At 41.6% G+C, this 18,734-nt stretch carries 18 protein-coding genes; all 18 read left to right on the forward strand.

Annotated elements, in window-relative coordinates:
- Positions 1-99: 99 nt before the first annotated feature.
- Positions 100-3,660, forward strand: a complete 3,561-nt coding sequence (gene smc / locus NSS65_RS08065) for a chromosome segregation protein SMC (protein ID WP_326135104.1) — start codon at positions 100-102, stop codon at positions 3,658-3,660.
- A 21-nt stretch (positions 3,661-3,681) separates the two neighbouring features.
- A complete protein-coding gene (gene ftsY / locus NSS65_RS08070) occupies positions 3,682-4,668 on the forward strand; it encodes a signal recognition particle-docking protein FtsY (protein ID WP_024424194.1) in 987 nt (328 codons plus the stop codon).
- Positions 4,669-4,811: 143 nt separating this feature from the next.
- Positions 4,812-5,144, forward strand: a complete 333-nt coding sequence (locus NSS65_RS08075) for a putative DNA-binding protein (protein ID WP_012009935.1) — start codon at positions 4,812-4,814, stop codon at positions 5,142-5,144.
- Between the two features lie 13 nt (positions 5,145-5,157).
- Entirely contained in the window at positions 5,158-6,498 is a 1,341-nt protein-coding gene (gene ffh / locus NSS65_RS08080) for a signal recognition particle protein (protein ID WP_041117374.1), read from the forward strand.
- A gap of 105 nt (positions 6,499-6,603) precedes the next feature.
- On the forward strand, positions 6,604-6,876 hold the full coding sequence (gene rpsP, locus NSS65_RS08085; protein ID WP_008344841.1) for a 30S ribosomal protein S16: 273 nt from the start codon (positions 6,604-6,606) through the stop codon (positions 6,874-6,876).
- Positions 6,876-7,121 (forward strand): KH domain-containing protein, encoded by a 246-nt coding sequence (locus NSS65_RS08090; RefSeq protein ID WP_024424192.1) that lies wholly within the window; start codon positions 6,876-6,878, stop codon positions 7,119-7,121. Before rpsP ends, NSS65_RS08090 begins: the two co-directional genes overlap by 1 nt.
- 103 nt (positions 7,122-7,224) lie before the next feature.
- Positions 7,225-7,611, forward strand: a complete 387-nt coding sequence (locus NSS65_RS08095) for a YlqD family protein (protein ID WP_024424191.1) — start codon at positions 7,225-7,227, stop codon at positions 7,609-7,611.
- An 8-nt stretch (positions 7,612-7,619) separates the two neighbouring features.
- Positions 7,620-8,144 (forward strand): ribosome maturation factor RimM, encoded by a 525-nt coding sequence (rimM, locus tag NSS65_RS08100; protein WP_024424190.1) that lies wholly within the window; start codon positions 7,620-7,622, stop codon positions 8,142-8,144.
- On the forward strand, positions 8,141-8,875 hold the full coding sequence (gene trmD, locus NSS65_RS08105; RefSeq protein WP_144496639.1) for a tRNA (guanosine(37)-N1)-methyltransferase TrmD: 735 nt from the start codon (positions 8,141-8,143) through the stop codon (positions 8,873-8,875). The genes rimM and trmD overlap by 4 nt, the downstream gene beginning before the upstream one ends.
- Before the next feature lie 137 nt (positions 8,876-9,012).
- Positions 9,013-9,360: a 50S ribosomal protein L19 gene (gene rplS / locus NSS65_RS08110; RefSeq protein ID WP_008354510.1), complete on the forward strand. Its 348-nt coding sequence runs from the start codon at positions 9,013-9,015 to the stop codon at positions 9,358-9,360.
- Between the two features lie 90 nt (positions 9,361-9,450).
- Positions 9,451-10,299, forward strand: a complete 849-nt coding sequence (gene ylqF, locus NSS65_RS08115; RefSeq protein ID WP_024424188.1) for a ribosome biogenesis GTPase YlqF — start codon at positions 9,451-9,453, stop codon at positions 10,297-10,299.
- A 76-nt stretch (positions 10,300-10,375) separates the two neighbouring features.
- Entirely contained in the window at positions 10,376-11,140 is a 765-nt protein-coding gene (locus tag NSS65_RS08120) for a ribonuclease HII (protein WP_034281766.1), read from the forward strand.
- A 26-nt stretch (positions 11,141-11,166) separates the two neighbouring features.
- A complete protein-coding gene (locus NSS65_RS08125) occupies positions 11,167-12,906 on the forward strand; it encodes a hypothetical protein (RefSeq protein WP_034281767.1) in 1,740 nt (579 codons plus the stop codon).
- Positions 12,903-13,178 (forward strand): FlhB-like flagellar biosynthesis protein, encoded by a 276-nt coding sequence (locus tag NSS65_RS08130; protein WP_003211418.1) that lies wholly within the window; start codon positions 12,903-12,905, stop codon positions 13,176-13,178. The genes NSS65_RS08125 and NSS65_RS08130 overlap by 4 nt, the downstream gene beginning before the upstream one ends.
- A gap of 176 nt (positions 13,179-13,354) precedes the next feature.
- Complete coding sequence (gene sucC, locus NSS65_RS08135) at positions 13,355-14,515, forward strand: ADP-forming succinate--CoA ligase subunit beta (protein ID WP_024426972.1); 1,161 nt, start codon at positions 13,355-13,357, stop codon at positions 14,513-14,515.
- A gap of 22 nt (positions 14,516-14,537) precedes the next feature.
- Positions 14,538-15,440 carry a succinate--CoA ligase subunit alpha gene (gene sucD / locus NSS65_RS08140; RefSeq protein WP_007499624.1) on the forward strand — a complete coding sequence of 301 codons (903 nt, stop codon included), beginning with the start codon at positions 14,538-14,540 and terminating at the stop codon, positions 15,438-15,440.
- 63 nt (positions 15,441-15,503) lie between these two features.
- On the forward strand, positions 15,504-16,406 hold the full coding sequence (dprA, locus tag NSS65_RS08145) for a DNA-processing protein DprA (RefSeq protein WP_034281769.1): 903 nt from the start codon (positions 15,504-15,506) through the stop codon (positions 16,404-16,406).
- A gap of 193 nt (positions 16,407-16,599) precedes the next feature.
- Entirely contained in the window at positions 16,600-18,675 is a 2,076-nt protein-coding gene (gene topA / locus NSS65_RS08150) for a type I DNA topoisomerase (protein ID WP_034281770.1), read from the forward strand.
- The last annotated feature ends 59 nt before the right edge of the window (positions 18,676-18,734 follow it).

An 18,734-nucleotide genomic window follows, 5' to 3' on the forward strand; every position in this document is an offset into this window, starting at 1 on the left:
CCTCGTTATTCAGGGGGATTTCACTCTGTTTTCCATCATCTTTTTTCACTTCATATGGTAAGATGATAGTACTTTAAATACATAAGGAGGATCACTCTCATGTTCCTCAAACGTTTAGACGTGATAGGATTCAAATCATTTGCACAGCGAGTGACCGTGGACTTTGTTAAAGGGGTCACAGCTGTGGTTGGACCAAACGGGAGCGGCAAAAGTAATATTACCGATGCTATCCGCTGGGTACTTGGAGAACAATCAGCGAAAAGCCTCCGCGGAGGAAAAATGGAAGATATCATTTTTGCAGGAAGTGACTCAAGAAAAAGAGTCAATTTAGCAGAGGTGACTTTAACATTAGATAACGAAGATCACTTTTTACCGATCGATTTTCACGAAGTCAGTGTGACAAGAAGGGTCTATCGCTCAGGAGAAAGTGAATTTCTCATAAACAATCAATCTGTTCGCTTAAAGGATATTATTGATCTTTTCATGGATTCAGGTCTTGGGAAGGAAGCTTTTTCCATCATCAGCCAAGGAAAGGTAGAGGAAATTCTATCAAGTAAGGCAGAAGAGAGAAGAAGCATCTTTGAAGAAGCGGCTGGCGTTTTGAAATATAAAACAAGAAAGAAAAAAGCCGAGAATAAACTGTTTGAAACGCAGGACAACTTAAACCGAGTAGAAGATATTCTGCATGAACTAGAAGATCAAGTAGAACCATTAAGAATGCAAGCATCCATTGCAAAGGACTATTTGCAAAAAAAAGAAGAGCTTGAAAATGTCGAAATCGCCCTAACTGTCCATGACATCGAAGCACTTCATGAAAAATGGACAACACTTGGTGAAGCAGTCGAGCGCTTCAAACAAGATGAAATGAAGCAGTCTACAGATATCCAAGCAAAAGAAGCCAAAATTGAAGAGTCAAGAGACCGCATTCAAGCGCTTGACGAATCAATTAATGACCTGCAAGAAGTTCTACTTTTCACAAGTGAGGAATTAGAAAAGCTTGAAGGAAAAAAAGAAGTGCTAAAAGAGCGGAAAAAAAATGCGGCCGCAAACCAAGGACAGCTTGAAGAAACGCTCGTTCGTTTAACTGAAAAGCAAGCGCTGTTAACCGAAAAGATTGAGCAGCAGAAAATCACGCGTGACAGCCTGCAAAAAGAAGTGCAGCAGCTAAAAGATGAAGTGAACACAAAGCAGCATCAACTGTCGCTTCATAGTGAAGATGTGGAAGGTCAAATTGAACAGCTGAAAAGCGATTATTTTGATCTGCTCAATGAACAGGCTTCCATCCGTAATGAACGTAAATTACTAGAAGAACAGCAGCGCCAAGCTGCCATGCAGCTAGAGCGGCTGACGCAAAATAACCAAAAACATATCGAAGAACGAGTGTCTGTTAAAGAAAAGAAAACAGAAGCTGAGCAGCAGCTTTCAGCACTGGAAGAAGACATTCTGGCTCAAGTAAAACGCTTTAGAGAAGCAGAACAAAAGCTTGAGCAAATGAAACGTCAATACGAGAAAAAAGAAACGGCTCTTTACCAAGCCTATCAATACGTACAGCAGGCAAAATCAAAAAAAGAAATGCTTGAATCCATGCAGGAAGACTTCTCAGGCTTTTTCCAAGGAGTGAAAGAGGTCTTAAAGGCAAAAGAACGGTTAGGCGGTATTCATGGTGCCATTGCAGAGCTGATTCAAACGGATCAGCAGCATGAGACAGCGATTGAAATTGCGCTGGGTGCAGCCACGCAGCACGTCGTTACAGAAAATGAAGCAGCTGCGAGACAAGCGATTGGATACTTAAAGCAGCATTCCTTTGGACGTGCAACCTTCCTGCCAATGAACGTGATCAAAGAAAGAACCATTCAGCTCAGAGATGTTCAAACAGCAGAGCAGCATGCTGCATTTATCGGCGTAGCGAGTCACCTTGTTTTCTTTGACGAAAAGTATCAAAAGGTGATTCAGAATTTGCTTGGAACTGTGCTGATCGTTAGAGACTTAAAAGGCGCCAATGAACTGGCAAAAATGCTTGGACATCGTTACCGCATCGTGACCCTTGATGGAGATGTCGTAAACCCCGGCGGTTCAATGACTGGTGGCGGCGTAAAGAAAAAGAACAACTCTCTTCTTTCAAGAAACCGGGAGATCGAAACGTTAACAAAGCAGCTCGTTGAAATGGAAGAGAAAACAACGATCCTTGAAAAAGAAACAAAAGAAACGAAGCAATTGATCGGAGCAAACGAAAGCCAATTAAACGAACTGCGTCAGCGCGGCGAAACGCTTCGTGAAAAGCAGCAAGATCTCAAAGGGAAGCTATACGAACTGCAAGTTGCAGAAAAAAATATCAATGCTCATCTTGAACTCTATGATCAAGAAAAAGAAGAATTGCAGCAGCGTTCTACTGAACTCGCGGAGAAGGACAAAAAGCAGGTCGCTCTTGAAGCCTCTATAGGTGAGAAACTGACGGCTCTTGATCAAGAAATCAATACATTAACAAAGCGTAAGCAGACGCAAAGCTCAACGAAAGAAACCATTTCTGCTGAATTAACTGAGCTGAAAATCTCGCTTGCCAAAAAAGAGCAGTCCTTAGCGAATGAACAAGAAAAGCTTTCGAGCTTAATGGCTGAATTAGAAGAAGCTGAACAGACGCTGATGGAAACAAAAGAAGATCTGTCACTCTTAACAAGTGAAATGTCATCTAGTTCAAGCGGAGCCGAACAACTGGAAGAAGCGGCGAAAGAGAAGCTGGAAAACAAAAACAAAACAACCGCCCTCATTTCAGAGCGCCGTAAGCAGCGTCTCGCTCTTTCTGAAACATTAGAATTCGCTGAACGTGAGCTTAAAGAACAAAAACGTTTGTATAAGCAGCTCACCACAAGCTTAAAAGATGAAGAAATTAAGCTTGGCCGTATGGAAGTCGAGCTCGATAACCTGATCGCTTATTTGAACGATGAATATGCTCTTTCATTTGAAGGAGCAAAAGAGATGTATCAGTTGACGTTATCGCCAGATGAAGCAAGAAAACGAGTGAAGCTGATCAAACTAGCCATTGAAGAGCTTGGAACAGTAAACTTAGGCAGCATTGACGAGTATGAACGTGTGAATGAACGCTATCTTTTCTTAACAGAACAGCGAAATGATCTGACAGAAGCGAAAAATACATTATTCCAAGTCATCGAAGAAATGGATCAAGAGATGACAAAGCGTTTCTCTGAGACATTCTCTCAAATCCGCGGGCACTTTGAATCTGTTTTTCAAGCATTATTTGGCGGCGGAAGAGCAGATCTTAAACTGACAGATCCAACTGATTTACTTAACTCTGGCGTTGATATTGTCGCGCAGCCGCCAGGGAAAAAACTGCAAAACTTAAGCCTTCTTTCAGGCGGAGAGAGAGCCTTAACAGCGATCGCTTTACTATTCTCTATCTTAAAAGTGAGACCTGTTCCATTCTGCGTGTTAGATGAGGTAGAAGCGGCGCTTGATGAAGCAAATGTTTTCCGTTTTGCGCAATATTTAAAGAAATACAGCCAGGAAACACAGTTCATTGTCATTACGCACCGCAAGGGAACAATGGAAGAAGCCGATGTGCTCTACGGCGTGACGATGCAGGAGTCAGGTGTTTCTAAGCTTGTATCTGTCAAACTAGAAGAAACGAAAGAGCTTGTCCAGTAATTAAAGGAGGTTTTTGAACCAATGAGCTTTTTTAAGAAATTAAAAGAAAAATTTACGCAGCAAACCGATTCAGTATCAGAAAAGTTTAAAGATGGACTCGAAAAAACGAGAAACTCCTTCCAAGGAAAAGTAAATGAACTGATTTCCCGCTACCGCAAAGTCGACGAAGACTTTTTTGAAGAGCTGGAAGAGGTTCTGATCGGCGCTGATGTCGGTTTCACAACTGTGATGGAACTGATTGATGAGCTGAAAAAAGAAGTGAAATTAAGAAACATTCAAGATCCAAGTGAAGTACAAGCGGTCATTTCTGAAAAACTGGTTGACATCTACAATAGCGGAGAGGAACAAATCTCTGCGCTGAACATTGAAGACGGGCGTTTGAATATCATTTTATTTGTAGGCGTCAACGGTGTTGGAAAAACAACGACTATCGGCAAACTTGCAAACAAGCTGAAAAATGAAGGGAAATCCGTCATTTTAGCAGCAGGTGATACGTTCCGTGCCGGTGCCATCGAGCAGCTTGAAGTGTGGGGAGAACGTTCAGGTGTTCCTGTCGTCAAACAAACAGCAGGCTCTGATCCAGCAGCGGTGATCTATGATGCCGTTCAATCAGCAAAAGCGAAAAATGCGGATGTCCTCATCTGCGATACAGCAGGAAGACTTCAAAACAAAGTCAACTTGATGAAAGAGCTGGAGAAGGTCAAGAGAGTCATTGAACGCGAGGTTCCAGATGCACCTCATGAAGTATTGCTCGCTCTTGATGCGACAACGGGTCAAAACGCCATGGCACAAGCTAAGGAATTTTCTAAAGCGACAAATGTGACAGGGATTGCTTTAACAAAGCTTGACGGTACTGCAAAAGGCGGAATTGTTCTTGCGATTCGAAATGAGCTGAACATTCCCGTGAAGCTTGTCGGTTTAGGTGAAAAGGTGGACGATCTGCAAGAGTTTGATGCAGAATCGTATGTGTATGGATTATTCTCAGACGTAATTGATCAACAAGACTAACAAAAAAATGCCGGCAAATCTGCTGGCATTTTTATTTATGCGTAGCTTCATGAAGTGACAAGATAAAAACTTGACACACAGAAGAGAACCGTGTAAACTTAGTTGATGTAAAGGGAATGAACTTAACAAAGGGGAGAGAGCCCATGACGCTTGAAAAAACAACGAGAATGAATTACTTGTTTGACTTCTATCAATCGTTGTTGACCGCAAAGCAAAAGAGCTACATGTCGCTTTACTACCTAGACGATTTTTCCCTCGGTGAAATTGCGGATGAATATGAAGTATCAAGGCAGGCTGTTTATGATAATATTAAACGGACTGAAGCGATGCTTGAACAATATGAAGAAAAGCTGCTCTTGTTTAAGAAATTTAAAGAGCGTAAAGAACTTCTCAAAAAAATGAGAGAGCTTGTAGCTGATTCTGCGCAAACAGAAGAAGCAGAAGCTTTAATTGAATCGCTTGAGAAATTAGATTAGGAGGCGGCACAGTATGGCATTTGAAGGATTAGCCGACCGACTGCAGCAGACGATTTCAAAAATCCGCGGCAAAGGAAAAGTGTCAGAACAAGATGTAAAAGAAATGATGCGCGAGGTACGCCTTGCCCTTCTTGAAGCTGACGTCAATTTTAAAGTAGTCAAAGACTTTGTGAAAAAAGTAAGTGAGCGGGCAGTTGGACAAGAGGTCATGAAAAGCCTTACCCCTGGACAGCAGGTCATTAAAGTTGTAAAAGAAGAACTCACTGAATTAATGGGCGGAGAAGAGAGTAAGATCGCTGTAGCGAAAAAATCTCCAACAGTCATTATGATGGTTGGTCTTCAAGGGGCAGGTAAAACAACCACAACAGGGAAGCTTGCCAATTTACTTCGCAAAAAACATAATCGCAAGCCGATGATGGTAGCTGCTGATATTTACCGACCAGCAGCGATCCAGCAGCTTCAAACGCTTGGGAAACAGCTTGATATGCCGGTGTTTTCATTAGGTGATCAAGTCAGCCCTGTCGAAATTGCCAAACAGGCAATTGAAAAAGCGAAAGAAGAACACCATGATTATGTCATTTTAGATACAGCAGGACGTCTTCATATCGATGAAGAATTGATGGATGAACTTCAGAAAGTAAAAGAAGTAGCGAATCCAGAAGAAATTTTCCTAGTTGTTGACTCTATGACAGGTCAAGATGCGGTCAATGTCGCGAAAAGCTTTAATGAACAGCTTGGTTTAACAGGTGTCGTTCTAACAAAACTAGACGGTGATACAAGAGGCGGTGCAGCACTTTCTATTCGAGCTGTCACCAACACGCCAATTAAATTCGCTGCGCTAGGAGAAAAGCTTGATGCGATTGAACCATTCCATCCGGAGCGGATGGCATCAAGAATTCTTGGCATGGGAGATGTGCTCACGCTGATTGAAAAAGCACAGGCAAACGTCGACCAAGATAAAGCGAAAGAGCTTGAGCAAAAAATGCGGACAATGAGCTTCACGCTCGATGATTTCCTCGAGCAGCTTGGCCAAGTTCGAAATATGGGTCCACTTGATGAACTGATCCAAATGATGCCGGGAGCCGGTAAAATGAAAGGGCTCAAAAACGTCCAAGTAGACGAAAAGCAGCTCAATCACATCGAAGCGATCATTAAATCAATGACGACCGAGGAAAAAGAACAGCCAGAGGTCATCAATGCAAGCCGGAGAAAACGGATTGCAAAAGGAAGCGGAACATCTGTACAGGAAGTCAATCGCCTTTTAAAGCAATTTGATGAAATGAAAAAGATGATGAAGCAAATGACCAACATGTCCAAAGGAAAGAAAAAGGGCTTTAAATTACCATTTATGTAATTGGTTATACATGATAAAACCGTTGTTAAGAAAAAACACTTTACAAACCCTTTTATCATTGTTAATATACTATCTTGTTGAAATATTTTCGGAGGTGCTAGTAAAATGGCAGTAAAAATTCGTTTAAAACGTATGGGAGCAAAAAAATCTCCTTTCTATCGTATTGTTGTAGCAGATTCTCGTTCACCACGTGACGGTCGTTTCATCGAAACAGTTGGAACTTACAACCCAGTGGTATCACCAGCTGAGGTGAAAATCAACGAAGAATTAGCGCTTAAATGGCTTCAAAATGGTGCGAAACCATCTGATACAGTTCGCAATCTTTTCTCAAGCCAAGGAATTCTTGAAAAATTTCATAATGCGAAAAACAGCAAATAATGAATGAGCTGTCCTTGGAAGAATTGATTGTGTCCATCGTCGAGCCACTTGTTGATTTCCCTGAAGATATTCACGTATCTTCATTAGAAAAAGATGAGCAGGTGATTTACACACTGTCTGTCAATGCTGAAGATACCGGAAAAGTGATCGGAAAGCAGGGACGTACAGCAAAAGCGATACGAACAGTCATTTTTGCAGCAAGTGCAGAGTCTTCTAAGAAAGTTCAACTTGAGATTGCTGACTAAAAAGGGAGAGGGCTTAGGACCTCCCCTTTTTTTACACGTTTAAATCTATTTTTCGTTATACTGTAGAGGACAAATGCCTTCGGATAGGGGGACAAAAAGGAAGATGCAGATCATTCAACATGTCACCGTGATGCAAGTATTAACTGAAAGCAGTAAGGACAAACTGTTAACGACTTTTTTGGAGAAAAAAGAAAGACTAGAACGTGAATGCAATCAACTATATTTTCAACTAAAAAAACATGAAAAAGAACCACATCAGCAAGAAGCCATCCCTCAATTTCAAAAAGCGATCGATAAAAGGCAAGAGAAGATCCGGCAAATTGATTTTCAAGTAGAGCAGCTGCATATTTTGCCGCTTGGAAGTGAAATGAAAGAAACAGAAGTGGATGCACTGGTTGAAGTAAAAATAGGTGATAAATGGGATGACAAGATGCAAGATAATGTCATCGTCGTGAAAGACGGCACCATTGTGGAAATACGTCAGGGGTGATTGAGAACATGGAGCTAGAATGGTTGAATGTTGGAAAGATCGTCAATACACACGGAGTGCGCGGAGAAGTACGTGTCGTGTCAAAGACAGATTTCCCAGAAGAGCGCTACAAAAAGGGAAGCGTCCTCTATATTTTTAAGCAAGGTCAAAGCGAGCCGCTGAAAGTGACTGTCGCATCGCATCGCCAGCACAAACAGTTTGATTTGCTCACATTTGAAGAAATCAACTCATTAAATGAAGCAGAGCATTTGAAAGAATCAATCTTAAAGGTAGAAAAAGAACATCTTGGGTCATTAGACGAAGGAGAATTTTATTTCCACCAAATCATCGGCTGTGAAGTATACGATGAAGAGGACAAGCTGATCGGCCAAATCAAAGAAATCCTTACGCCAGGGGCAAATGATGTGTGGGTGGTTGGAAGAAAAGGCAAAAAAGATGCCCTCATTCCATATATACCATCTGTCGTCAAAAAGATCGATATCTCATCCAAAACCGTACACATTGAAGTGATGGAAGGACTTATTGACGAATGAAAATCGATTTCTTAACCCTTTTTCCTGAAATGTTCGAAGGTGTACTTCACTCATCGATCTTAAAAAAAGCACAGGAGAAAGAAGCTGTCTCATTTCAAGTCGTCAATTTTAGAGAGTATTCGGATCATAAGCATAAAACAGTGGATGACTATCCGTATGGCGGCGGTGCTGGTATGGTACTGAAAGCGCAGCCCGTATTTGATGCGGTAGAAGATTTAACGAAGAAAGCAAGCACGAAACCCCGAATCATTCTTGTCTGTCCTCAAGGGGAAAGATATACACAAAAGAAAGCAGAAGAACTTGCAAAAGAAGAGCATCTTATGTTCATTTGCGGCCACTATGAAGGCTACGATGAGCGCATCAGGGAGCATCTTGTCACAGATGAGATCTCAATCGGAGATTTCGTCCTCACAGGCGGAGAGCTGCCAGCGATGATGATTGCAGACAGTGTGGTCAGGCTTTTGCCTCATGTGCTTGGAAAAAAAGCGTCTCACATCGAAGATTCATTCAGTACAGGTCTGCTTGAGCACCCGCACTATACAAGGCCGGCGGATTATAAAGGACTAAAAGTGCCGGATGTGCTCCTCTCTGGAAATCATGCCAAAATTGAAGAGTGGCGGCGCAAAGAATCCTTGAAGCGAACCTATACAAGACGGCCAGATTTGATCGATTCTTGCAAAACATTAACGGATGAAGAAAAAAGATGGCTTTGGCAGCTTCATAATGACTAGATTGTATTGCACACGGCATAGAGGTATGATATGATACTACTTGTGACTTGGACGGCTTGCTGATCCAAGTTTGAAAACGATGTTCCGCTGCAATGAAGAAAGAGGACATGAGCATCTGTTGGAAGGAGTTGAAAACGATGCAACATTTGATTGAAGAAATCACAAAAGAACAATTACGCACTGATCTTCCTGCGTTCCGTCCTGGTGACACTTTACGTGTACATGTTAAAGTTGTCGAGGGTACTCGTGAGCGTATCCAGATCTTTGAAGGTGTTGTAATTAAGCGTCGTGGTGGTGGAATCAGCGAAACTTTCACAGTTCGTAAGATCTCTTACGGTGTAGGCGTTGAGCGTACATTCCCTGTACACACACCAAAAATCGCTAAGATCGAAGTTGTACGTCACGGTAAGGTACGTCGTGCGAAACTTTACTACCTACGTGAACTTCGCGGTAAAGCGGCTCGTATCAAAGAAATCAGACGATAATGATATCAAAGGAAAGAGCTTGTTACCTGTAACAGGCTCTTTTTTTGTACAATGTATAGAGATAACAGGTAGAAGAAAGAAGGTGCACATATGACGATTCAATGGTTTCCAGGCCATATGGCAAAAGCAAGACGTGAAGTCACAGAAAAATTAAAGCTCATCGACATCGTATTTGAATTAACCGATGCAAGAATTCCGATGTCCTCTAGAAACCCAATGATCGAAGAAATCCTTCAAAACAAACCCAAAATCATGCTCTTAAACAAAGCAGATAAAGCAGATCCTCGTATGACAAAGGAGTGGCAGGCGCACTTTGAGCAGCAAGGCGTTCGGTCACTTGCCATTAACTCAGTCGATGGACAAGGGTTAAATCAGATCATCACAACTTCAAAAGAAATTTTAAAAGAAAAATTCGACCGCATGAAAGCAAAAGGCGTCAAACCACGTGCAATTCGAGCACTAATTATCGGGATTCCCAACGTCGGAAAATCGACCTTAATCAATCGTTTAGCAAAAAAGAACATTGCCAAAACAGGAGACCGGCCTGGTATTACGACATCACAGCAATGGGTGAAGGTAGGGAAAGAACTAGAACTGCTTGATACCCCTGGAATCCTCTGGCCGAAGTTTGAAGATGAGCAGGTAGGACTCAGGCTTGCGGTGACTGGAGCGATCAAAGATTCGATCATCAACTTACAGGATGTCGCTGTGTATGCACTTCGTTTTCTAGAAGAGAATTACCCAGAGCGATTAAAAAAACGCTATGATCTAGCGGAGATACCTGAAGATACGGTTGAGCTGTTTGATGCAATTGGCACTAAGCGCGGCTGTCTAATGAGCGGGGGATTCATAAACTATGACAAAACCACCGAAATCATTATTCGGGATATTCGAACAGAAAAATTTGGTCCCCTCACTTTTGAGAAGCCTGAAAGCTAAAAGACACGCAGCTCATGCGGGTCTTTATTTTTTGCGAAAAACTGCCGATATAAAGAAGGAGGCTGCGAAAAAGCCTATGTACACGGTGAAACAAATAAAAGAACTAATAGAAAAGCATGCAGGCGACGAGTCATACATTCGCGAGCTTGTGAAAGATGATACGAGAAAAAGTGTCCAAAAACTGATAGAAAAGTGGCACAAAGAGAGAGAAAAGCAGCAAGCACTTCACGCAGCATGGCATGACATGCTGCAATTTGAAAACAAAGCAAAGACGCAGGGATACACATGTATTGCTGGAATAGATGAAGCAGGAAGAGGACCGCTTGCCGGCCCAGTTGTGGCAGCAGCCGTTATATTAAAGGAAGAGACAGTCCTGCTCGGTTTAAACGACTCAAAGCAATTATCTGAGAAAAAAAGATTGGCTTATTATGATTTAATTCAAAAAGAAGCACTTGATATCGGAATCGGCATTGTTGATGCGGCTACGATCGATGAAATCAATATTTATGAAGCATCAAGACTGGCGATGGTAAGAGCTGTAGAGCAGTTAACTCATACACCTGATTATCTACTCATAGATGCCATGACACTCCCGCTTTCTACCCACCAAGAGAATATCATCAAAGGAGATGCAAAAAGTGCATCCATTGCAGCAGGTGCATGTATTGCGAAGGTGACAAGGGATCAGATGATGGAAGAGTACGGGCGTAAATATCCTGAGTATCAATTTGAAAAACATAAAGGGTACGGAACGAAAGAGCACCTGGCTGCGATTCAAACACATGGTGCTACCCCAATCCACCGATTATCGTTTGCGCCGGTGAAATCTGTTATATCATAAATTTTAATCTAAGGAGGCTGCCTGTGATGACAAGAGTTGAGGACATACATACAGCACTGAATAGCCGGCTGAATACGGCCGAATCGGTTCCATTAAACACCGAAGGGAAGGATAATGTTCATCGGCTGATTCTCGGCAAGGTACTAAAAATGCTTGGAGATGATACAGCCCTTGTTCAAATAGGCTCAACGAAAATAAAAGCACAGCTGGCGGCTCAGCTTAAAGCAGACGCGTTTTATTGGTTCCAATTTGAACAAGAGGGTGGAGGCAGCCTCAATAAACTAAGACCCGTTCAGCAATTTGATCAAGATCCTAAGACATTAAAAGATGCAGCAGCCAAACTATTAGAAGGTCTCTCACTGAAAAATGGGATTGAAAACATGCTGACGGCTACAGCTTTTTTAAAGGAAAAGCCGGTCATCAACGAAGGAGAGTTAAAAACGGCAGTGAAGTGGATCGAACAGCTTCAAGGAGCTGATGTGAAGAAAGGGCTCCAGGCACTTCTCTTTGCTTTAAAGAAAGATTTACCGATCCAGCAAGGGGTGCTTCAATCTATTTTAGCCGTAAAATCATCCTCTGCCCTTCACCAGGATATAACAGCGCTATTAAATCAATTAACACAGCTTCCGAAGCACACAGATGCCACACAGACCCTTATACAAGCCGTTCGGTCAGTTGTAGATGCAGAGACAGCCATCCATGCAGAAAAGCTCTTATCGGTCCTTCTAGCAGCGAGAGAAGGCGTGGCGAAGCAAGACGGCAATTCACCAATAACGACTCCGCTCAATCCGTCTCAGCAAAAAGAAAATAGTCTTGCCTCAATTGTACAAGAGCGTCAGCCGTCCCAAGTTCTTCAGACAAACGTGCAGCAGCAGTCAACAAGTCCAACAGCGCTGCAAATTCCGCTTCAGCAAATTGAGCGGATACTGACAAGCTTGATGAAACAAGGTGCAGACGGGCAGCAAGAGCCTAACTTAAAACAGCTCACAGCATTGCTGCAAGGGCTCCAGCAGGCAGGATCTCAGCCTGACGCAAAAGGAGCTGTGCTTCAAAAAGAGTTTCCCTTCCTGTCAAAAAGAGAGGCAAAAGCTTTGGCCCAGGTGGTGCAGCAGACTGAACCAACATTAAGCAATAAAACTGATGTGCTCGATTTACTTATGACGATGAAAAAGGCAATTGGTGTACGTGATGAAATCGGTATGCTGAAACTGCTCGAAAAAGGCAGCCAGGATGTCAAAAGTCAGGAGCTGCACCAATTAAAGCTTGTGCTGAATGATGTGAAGCAGGCGGATTTACCAGAGCACGTTAAAAAAGAAGTGGATCAATTATTTCATAGATTGAATGGGCAGTTATTTGTGCAGCAGGAGAACCAAACCGTCAGTCAAATGATGGTTTCCTATCCTCTTTTCTCAAAACATAGTGTTCAAGATTTAACCTTTATACTAAAGGGACATAAGAAAAAAGATGGCTCTATTGATATTTCTCAGTGCCGCCTGATGTTTTATCTAAACATGGAAAACCTTGAAGAAACCTTAATAGACTGTACGATTCAGCAAAAGGTCATGTCTATTACTGTCGAGACAGCCCATGAACTGCAAGGAACCATTAATCCGATGATTCCGGCTGTTCGGGAGAATTTAAATGCTCTAGGATACAGTTTAACGGGAATTACAGCAAAAAAGAGACAAGAGCCAGTAGATCCGTCTCAATTTCTAGATGAACACTTTCATAAAATCAGCGAGAAAGGGCTGGACTTACGAGTATGAAGGATTCAAAACCGCTTAGAAGAGCGGTCGCTCTGCATTACGATGAAGAAAAACAAAAAGCGCCAAAAGTCGTTGCAACAGGCAGCGGCTATGTGGCAGATCATATTATTGAAGAAGCAAAAAAGTCGGGAGTCCCAATCCAGGAAGACCGTAATTTAGTCGAACTCATGCGACATTTAACATTAGATGAGGAGATCCCCGAAGCGTTATACGATACTGTAGCAGAAATTTTTTCGTTTATCTACAGATTAGATCAAAAAATGAAAAAATAAGGTAAAAAAAGTGATTTGGCTGAAAAATTTATATTTTTAATAAAATAAAAGTTTGAATGTTTAGAAGGATTTTACGATTTTACATAGAACCCTAGACATTCTCTTTTTTATTCTTTAAAATGAAAGCGCAGTCTATTTTATAATTTTTGTTTCTACATATGTTGGGAGGATGGGAAATGAATATCCATGAGTACCAAGGAAAAGAAATCCTAAGAAAATATGGGGTTTCAGTTCCAAATGGTAAAGTAGCATTTACACCTGATGAAGCAGTGAAAGCATCAGAAGAGCTAGGGAGCTCTGTATATGTCGTAAAAGCACAGATTCATGCAGGCGGCCGTGGTAAAGCAGGCGGGGTAAAAATTGCAAAAACGAAAGATGAAGTGAAAGGGTTTGCAGAGGAATTGCTCGGCAAGACACTTGTCACACATCAAACAGGGCCTGAAGGGCGCGAAATAAAACGCTTACTTATTGAAGAAGGCTGCGATATTCAAAAGGAATACTATGTTGGACTAGTTTTGGACAGAGCGACATCAAGAATTGTATTGATGGCATCTGAAGAAGGCGGTACTGAAATTGAAGAAGTAGCAGAAAAAACGCCAGAAAAAATCGTCAAAGTGGTCATCGACCCAGCGATTGGCCTGCAAGGCTATCAGGCGAGAGAAGTAGCATTTAAAATTAATATTCCAACAAAATTAGTTGGCCAAGCTGTTAAGTTTATGACAAGCCTTTACAATGCGTTTATTGAAAAAGATTGTTCAATTGCTGAGATTAATCCACTTGTTGTAACAGGCGATGGAAAAGTCATGGCACTTGATGCAAAATTAAACTTTGATAGCAATGCCTTATATAGACAAAAAGATATATTAGAATACCGTGACCTTGATGAAGAGGATCCAAAAGAAATTGAAGCATCTAAATATGACTTAAGCTACATTTCTTTAGATGGAAATATTGGCTGTATGGTCAATGGAGCAGGACTTGCGATGTCTACAATGGATATCATCAAGCATTACGGCGGGGACCCTGCAAACTTCCTAGATGTTGGCGGCGGTGCAACAGCTGAAAAAGTAACGGAAGCATTTAAAATCATCTTATCTGATCAAAATGTCAAAGGGATTTTCGTGAACATTTTTGGCGGCATCATGAAATGTGATGTGATTGCAGAAGGTGTTGTTGAAGCGACGAAACAGGTCGGCTTAACATTACCACTTGTTGTACGTCTTGAAGGAACAAACGTTGAATTAGGGAAGAAAATCCTGAGTGATTCAGGCTTAAATATCACTTCTGCTGAGTCTATGGCTGACGGGGCAGAAAAGATTGTATCTTTAGTCAAGTAGAGCAGAAAGGCAGGGAACCTAAATGAGTGTATTTATTAATAAAAATACGAGAGTAATTGTTCAGGGGATTACCGGTTCAACCGCATTGTTCCATACAAAACAAATGATTGAGTACGGAACAAATATCGTTGGCGGTGTCACACCTGGAAAAGGTGGAACTGAAGTAGAAGGAGTTCCTGTATTTAATACTGTATCTGAAGCAGTGCAGACTACTGGAGCGAACGCTTCTGTTATCTATGTACCAGCACCATTTGCGGCAGATGCCATTTTAGAGGCTGTTGACGCAGAAGTCGATCTCGTCATTTGTATCACTGAACATATTCCAGTGCTTGACATGGTCAAAGTGAAACGGTATATGGAAGGGAAAAAGACAAGACTAGTTGGGCCAAACTGCCCAGGTGTCATCACACCTGAAGAATGTAAAATTGGTATCATGCCTGGCTACATTCATAAAAAAGGTCATGTGGGTGTTGTTTCTCGTTCTGGAACGCTTACATATGAAGCGGTACATCAGCTTTCAGAAGCTGGTGTTGGACAATCGACAGCTGTAGGAATCGGGGGAGACCCGGTAAATGGGACAAACTTTATTGATGTTTTAAAAGCATTCAATGAAGATCCTGAAACGCATGCTGTGATTATGATCGGTGAAATCGGCGGTACGGCTGAAGAAGAAGCAGCTGAATGGGTAAAAGCAAATATGACTAAGCCAGTCGTTGGCTTTATTGGCGGTAAAACGGCGCCTCCAGGAAAACGTATGGGACATGCTGGTGCCATTATTTCTGGTGGTAAAGGAACAGCTGATGAAAAGGTAAAAACAATGCGTGAATGTGGAATTGAAGTGGCAGAAACACCATCTGTCATGGGAGAAACGTTGATTAAAGTATTAAAAGAGAAGAATCTCTTCGAAGCTTGTAAAACGCATTAATGACACAAGAAGACTTGTTCTTTGGCAAGTCTTCTTCTTTCTATCTTAAACTGGAGGAATGGTATGTACAACGTGTCCGAAAGAATGATTTTTCACCGCTTAAAAGGCCTCATCTCACCCTCATTATTAACAAAATGGTGGAAAGTCGATCCTGAGCTATATATAAATGAAGAAACACATCATTTTAAACAGGATCGAGCGTTACAAACGATCGACTTTACCCGCTTAAAACAAGCTGAAGAAAATGAATTCCCCATTTTTCAACACATCGTTCAAGCCTATTTAAAGCAAAACATTCACATGATTCCCATCACATCACCCTTATATCCCAGCACACTAAAAAATATTTATGATCCTCCCCCTGTGTTATTCCTAAAAGGAAACGTATCATATTTAAATGAAGAAAAAAGTTTAGGTGTAGTCGGCACGCGAGTTCCATCGTCTTATGGAGAAGCATGTGTGAAGAAAATTGTTGGTGAGCTTGTAAAGGAAGATTGGATGATTGTCAGTGGTTTAGCTAAAGGAATCGATGGACTTGCACATAAAGAGTGCATCAGAAAAAAAGGAAAAACGATCGGCATTATAGCAGGCGGTTTTCAGCATTTATACCCAAAAGAGCATGAGCAAATGGCTCAATACATGGGCGAGCATCATTTGCTTTTGTCAGAGCATCCTCCTTATGTCAAACCAGAAAAGTGGCATTTTCCAATGAGAAATCGTTTAATTAGTGCACTGACGAAAGGAACCATCGTGATACAGTGCAAAGAAAAGAGCGGTTCTCTTATTACAGCCTATCAAGCACTTGAGCAAGGAAAAGAGGTATTTGCAGTTGCTGGATCCATCTTTGATCCTAATTCCACAGGTCCGGCAAGACTCATTCAGCAGGGAGCAAAGCTTGTTCATTCAACAAAAGATATTTTAGAGGAATTCTCCTTCCGCAGCGTTCAATATACTGAACCAACATAAAAATATCGTTTGACAAAAGACATCGGAATATTTAATAATAGTGAGGATTTAAGTTTACACTTTGTTTTTCGTGTTTATAATGATGTTCATCATAAAGAATTTTTAATGATTGCCTGTTAGATAGGTGCAATTAACATAAATATGAATTGTGAAATGTATAAAGAGAGAACACCTCTTAAGGGGGATTTTGAGTATGGCTGATTATTTAGTCATCGTTGAGTCGCCAGCAAAGGCGAAAACGATTGAGCGTTATTTAGGAAAAAAGTATAAAGTAAAAGCTTCAATGGGGCACGTAAGGGATTTACCGAAAAGTCAGCTCGGTGTTGATACTGAGCATGACTTCGAACCGAGATATATTACGATTCGCGGGAAAGGCCCGGTTTTAAAAGAATTAAAAACAGCGGCGAAAAAAGCAAAAAAAGTCTATCTCGCAGCTGACCCCGATAGAGAGGGAGAAGCGATTGCTTGGCATTTAGCACACAGCCTTGACCTTGACCTCTCTTCTGAATGCCGCGTTGTTTTTAACGAGATTACAAAAGATGCGATTAAGGATTCCTTTAAGCATCCACGTATGATCAATATGGACTTAGTTGATGCGCAGCAGGCAAGACGGATTTTAGATCGTCTCGTTGGGTATAAAATCAGTCCGATTTTATGGAAGAAAGTGAAAAAGGGCTTAAGTGCCGGACGTGTTCAATCAGTTGCACTCCGCCTGATTATTGATCGCGAGAATGAAATTAATGAATTTAAACCAGAAGAATACTGGACTATTGACGGTACATTCCTTAAAGGAAAAGAAAGCTTCGAAGCGAGTTTCTTTGGCCTCAATGGTAAAAAACATCCATTGAAAACAAAAGAAGATGTAAAAGAAATCCTTTCGAAATTAAAAGGAAGCAAATTCTCTGTAGAGAAAGTAACGAAAAAAGAGCGGAAACGTAATCCAGCCGTTCCGTTTACGACTTCTACTTTACAGCAGGAAGCTGCAAGAAAATTAAACTTCCGTGCGAAAAAAACAATGATGATTGCACAGCAATTATATGAAGGAATTGATCTTGGTAAAGAAGGTACAGTCGGTCTCATTACATATATGAGAACGGACTCAACACGTATTTCCAATACGGCGATTGAAGAAGTATCTGCTTTCATTGATCAGACGTACGGCAAGAATTTCTTAAACACAACAAAACGACCGGCCAAAAAGAATGAAAATGCACAAGATGCTCACGAAGCCATCCGCCCGACTTCTACGTTAAGAAAACCGGCAGATGTCAAGCATGTGCTAAGCCGCGATCAGCTTCGTCTGTATAAATTGATTTGGGAACGATTCGTGGCAAGCCAAATGGCGCCGGCTGTTCTTGATACAATGAGTGTGGATCTTGATCATAACGGTCTTACTTTCCGTGCGAATGGCAGTAAAGTGAAATTTCCTGGGTTTATGAAGGTTTATGTGGAAGGAAAGGACGACCAGCTAGAGGAAAAGGACAAAATGCTTCCTGATCTCAAAGAAGGGGATACAGTTCTTTCAAAAGATATCGAACCTGAACAGCACTTCACACAGCCGCCTCCGCGTTACACTGAGGCAAGATTGGTCAAAACACTTGAAGAGCTCGGTATAGGCCGTCCATCTACGTATGCACCAACATTAGATACGATTCAAAAGCGCGGCTATGTCGCACTTGATAATAAACGATTTACTCCGACAGAGCTTGGAGAGATTGTACTCAACTTAATCATTGAATTCTTCCCTGAAATCATTAACGTTGAATTTACAGCGAAAATGGAAAAGGAACTTGATAGCGTTGAAGAAGGTACGATCGAATGGGTTCGTATTATCGACAGCTTCTATCAAGACTTTGCAAAACGGGTAGAAAAAGCTGAAGCAGAGATGCAAGAAGTTGAGATTGAGCCGGAATACGCCGGAGTTGATTGTGAAGAGTGCGGACATCCGATGGTGTACAAAATGGGTCGATACGGTAAGTTCATGGCTTGCTCTAACTTTCCTGACTGCCGTAACACAAAACCAATTGTCAAAGATATCGGTGTCAAATGCCCGTCTTGTCATGAAGGAAACATTGTTGAACGAAAATCGAAGAAACGCCGCATTTTTTACGGCTGTGATCGTTTTCCAGAGTGTGAATTCGTCTCTTGGGACAAACCAATTGAAAGAAAGTGTCCAAAATGCGAAAATATGCTTGTAGAGAAAAAGCTGAAAAAAGGCGTTCAAGTTCAATGTGTGAACTGTGATTATAAAGAGGAACAACAAAAATAGCGGTGAGCAGCCTTGTTCACCTGCTTTTTTATGTCATCAAACAGACCTTACGAAATAGG

This window comes from Bacillus sp. FSL K6-1006, from assembly GCF_038593175.1.
Classification (GTDB): Bacteria; Bacillota; Bacilli; order Bacillales; family Bacillaceae; genus Bacillus; species Bacillus safensis.

Excerpts from the sequence above, each read along its gene's own strand:
- NSS65_RS08125 (WP_034281767.1), top strand. The coding sequence starts at position 11,167 with ATGACAAGAGTTGAGGACATACATACAGCACTGAATAGCCGGCTGAAT.
- NSS65_RS08095 (WP_024424191.1), top strand. The coding sequence starts at position 7,225 with ATGCAGATCATTCAACATGTCACCGTGATGCAAGTATTAACTGAAAGC.
- ftsY (WP_024424194.1), top strand. The coding sequence starts at position 3,682 with ATGAGCTTTTTTAAGAAATTAAAAGAAAAATTTACGCAGCAAACCGAT.
- NSS65_RS08075 (WP_012009935.1), top strand. The coding sequence starts at position 4,812 with ATGACGCTTGAAAAAACAACGAGAATGAATTACTTGTTTGACTTCTAT.
- smc (WP_326135104.1), top strand. The coding sequence starts at position 100 with ATGTTCCTCAAACGTTTAGACGTGATAGGATTCAAATCATTTGCACAG.
- NSS65_RS08130 (WP_003211418.1), top strand. The coding sequence starts at position 12,903 with ATGAAGGATTCAAAACCGCTTAGAAGAGCGGTCGCTCTGCATTACGAT.
- rpsP (WP_008344841.1), top strand. The coding sequence starts at position 6,604 with ATGGCAGTAAAAATTCGTTTAAAACGTATGGGAGCAAAAAAATCTCCT.
- rimM (WP_024424190.1), top strand. The coding sequence starts at position 7,620 with ATGGAGCTAGAATGGTTGAATGTTGGAAAGATCGTCAATACACACGGA.
- dprA (WP_034281769.1), top strand. The coding sequence starts at position 15,504 with ATGTACAACGTGTCCGAAAGAATGATTTTTCACCGCTTAAAAGGCCTC.
- ffh (WP_041117374.1), top strand. The coding sequence starts at position 5,158 with ATGGCATTTGAAGGATTAGCCGACCGACTGCAGCAGACGATTTCAAAA.
- topA (WP_034281770.1), top strand. The coding sequence starts at position 16,600 with ATGGCTGATTATTTAGTCATCGTTGAGTCGCCAGCAAAGGCGAAAACG.
- ylqF (WP_024424188.1), top strand. The coding sequence starts at position 9,451 with ATGACGATTCAATGGTTTCCAGGCCATATGGCAAAAGCAAGACGTGAA.
- rplS (WP_008354510.1), top strand. The coding sequence starts at position 9,013 with ATGCAACATTTGATTGAAGAAATCACAAAAGAACAATTACGCACTGAT.
- sucC (WP_024426972.1), top strand. The coding sequence starts at position 13,355 with ATGAATATCCATGAGTACCAAGGAAAAGAAATCCTAAGAAAATATGGG.
- trmD (WP_144496639.1), top strand. The coding sequence starts at position 8,141 with ATGAAAATCGATTTCTTAACCCTTTTTCCTGAAATGTTCGAAGGTGTA.
- NSS65_RS08120 (WP_034281766.1), top strand. The coding sequence starts at position 10,376 with ATGTACACGGTGAAACAAATAAAAGAACTAATAGAAAAGCATGCAGGC.
- NSS65_RS08090 (WP_024424192.1), top strand. The coding sequence starts at position 6,876 with ATGAATGAGCTGTCCTTGGAAGAATTGATTGTGTCCATCGTCGAGCCA.
- sucD (WP_007499624.1), top strand. The coding sequence starts at position 14,538 with ATGAGTGTATTTATTAATAAAAATACGAGAGTAATTGTTCAGGGGATT.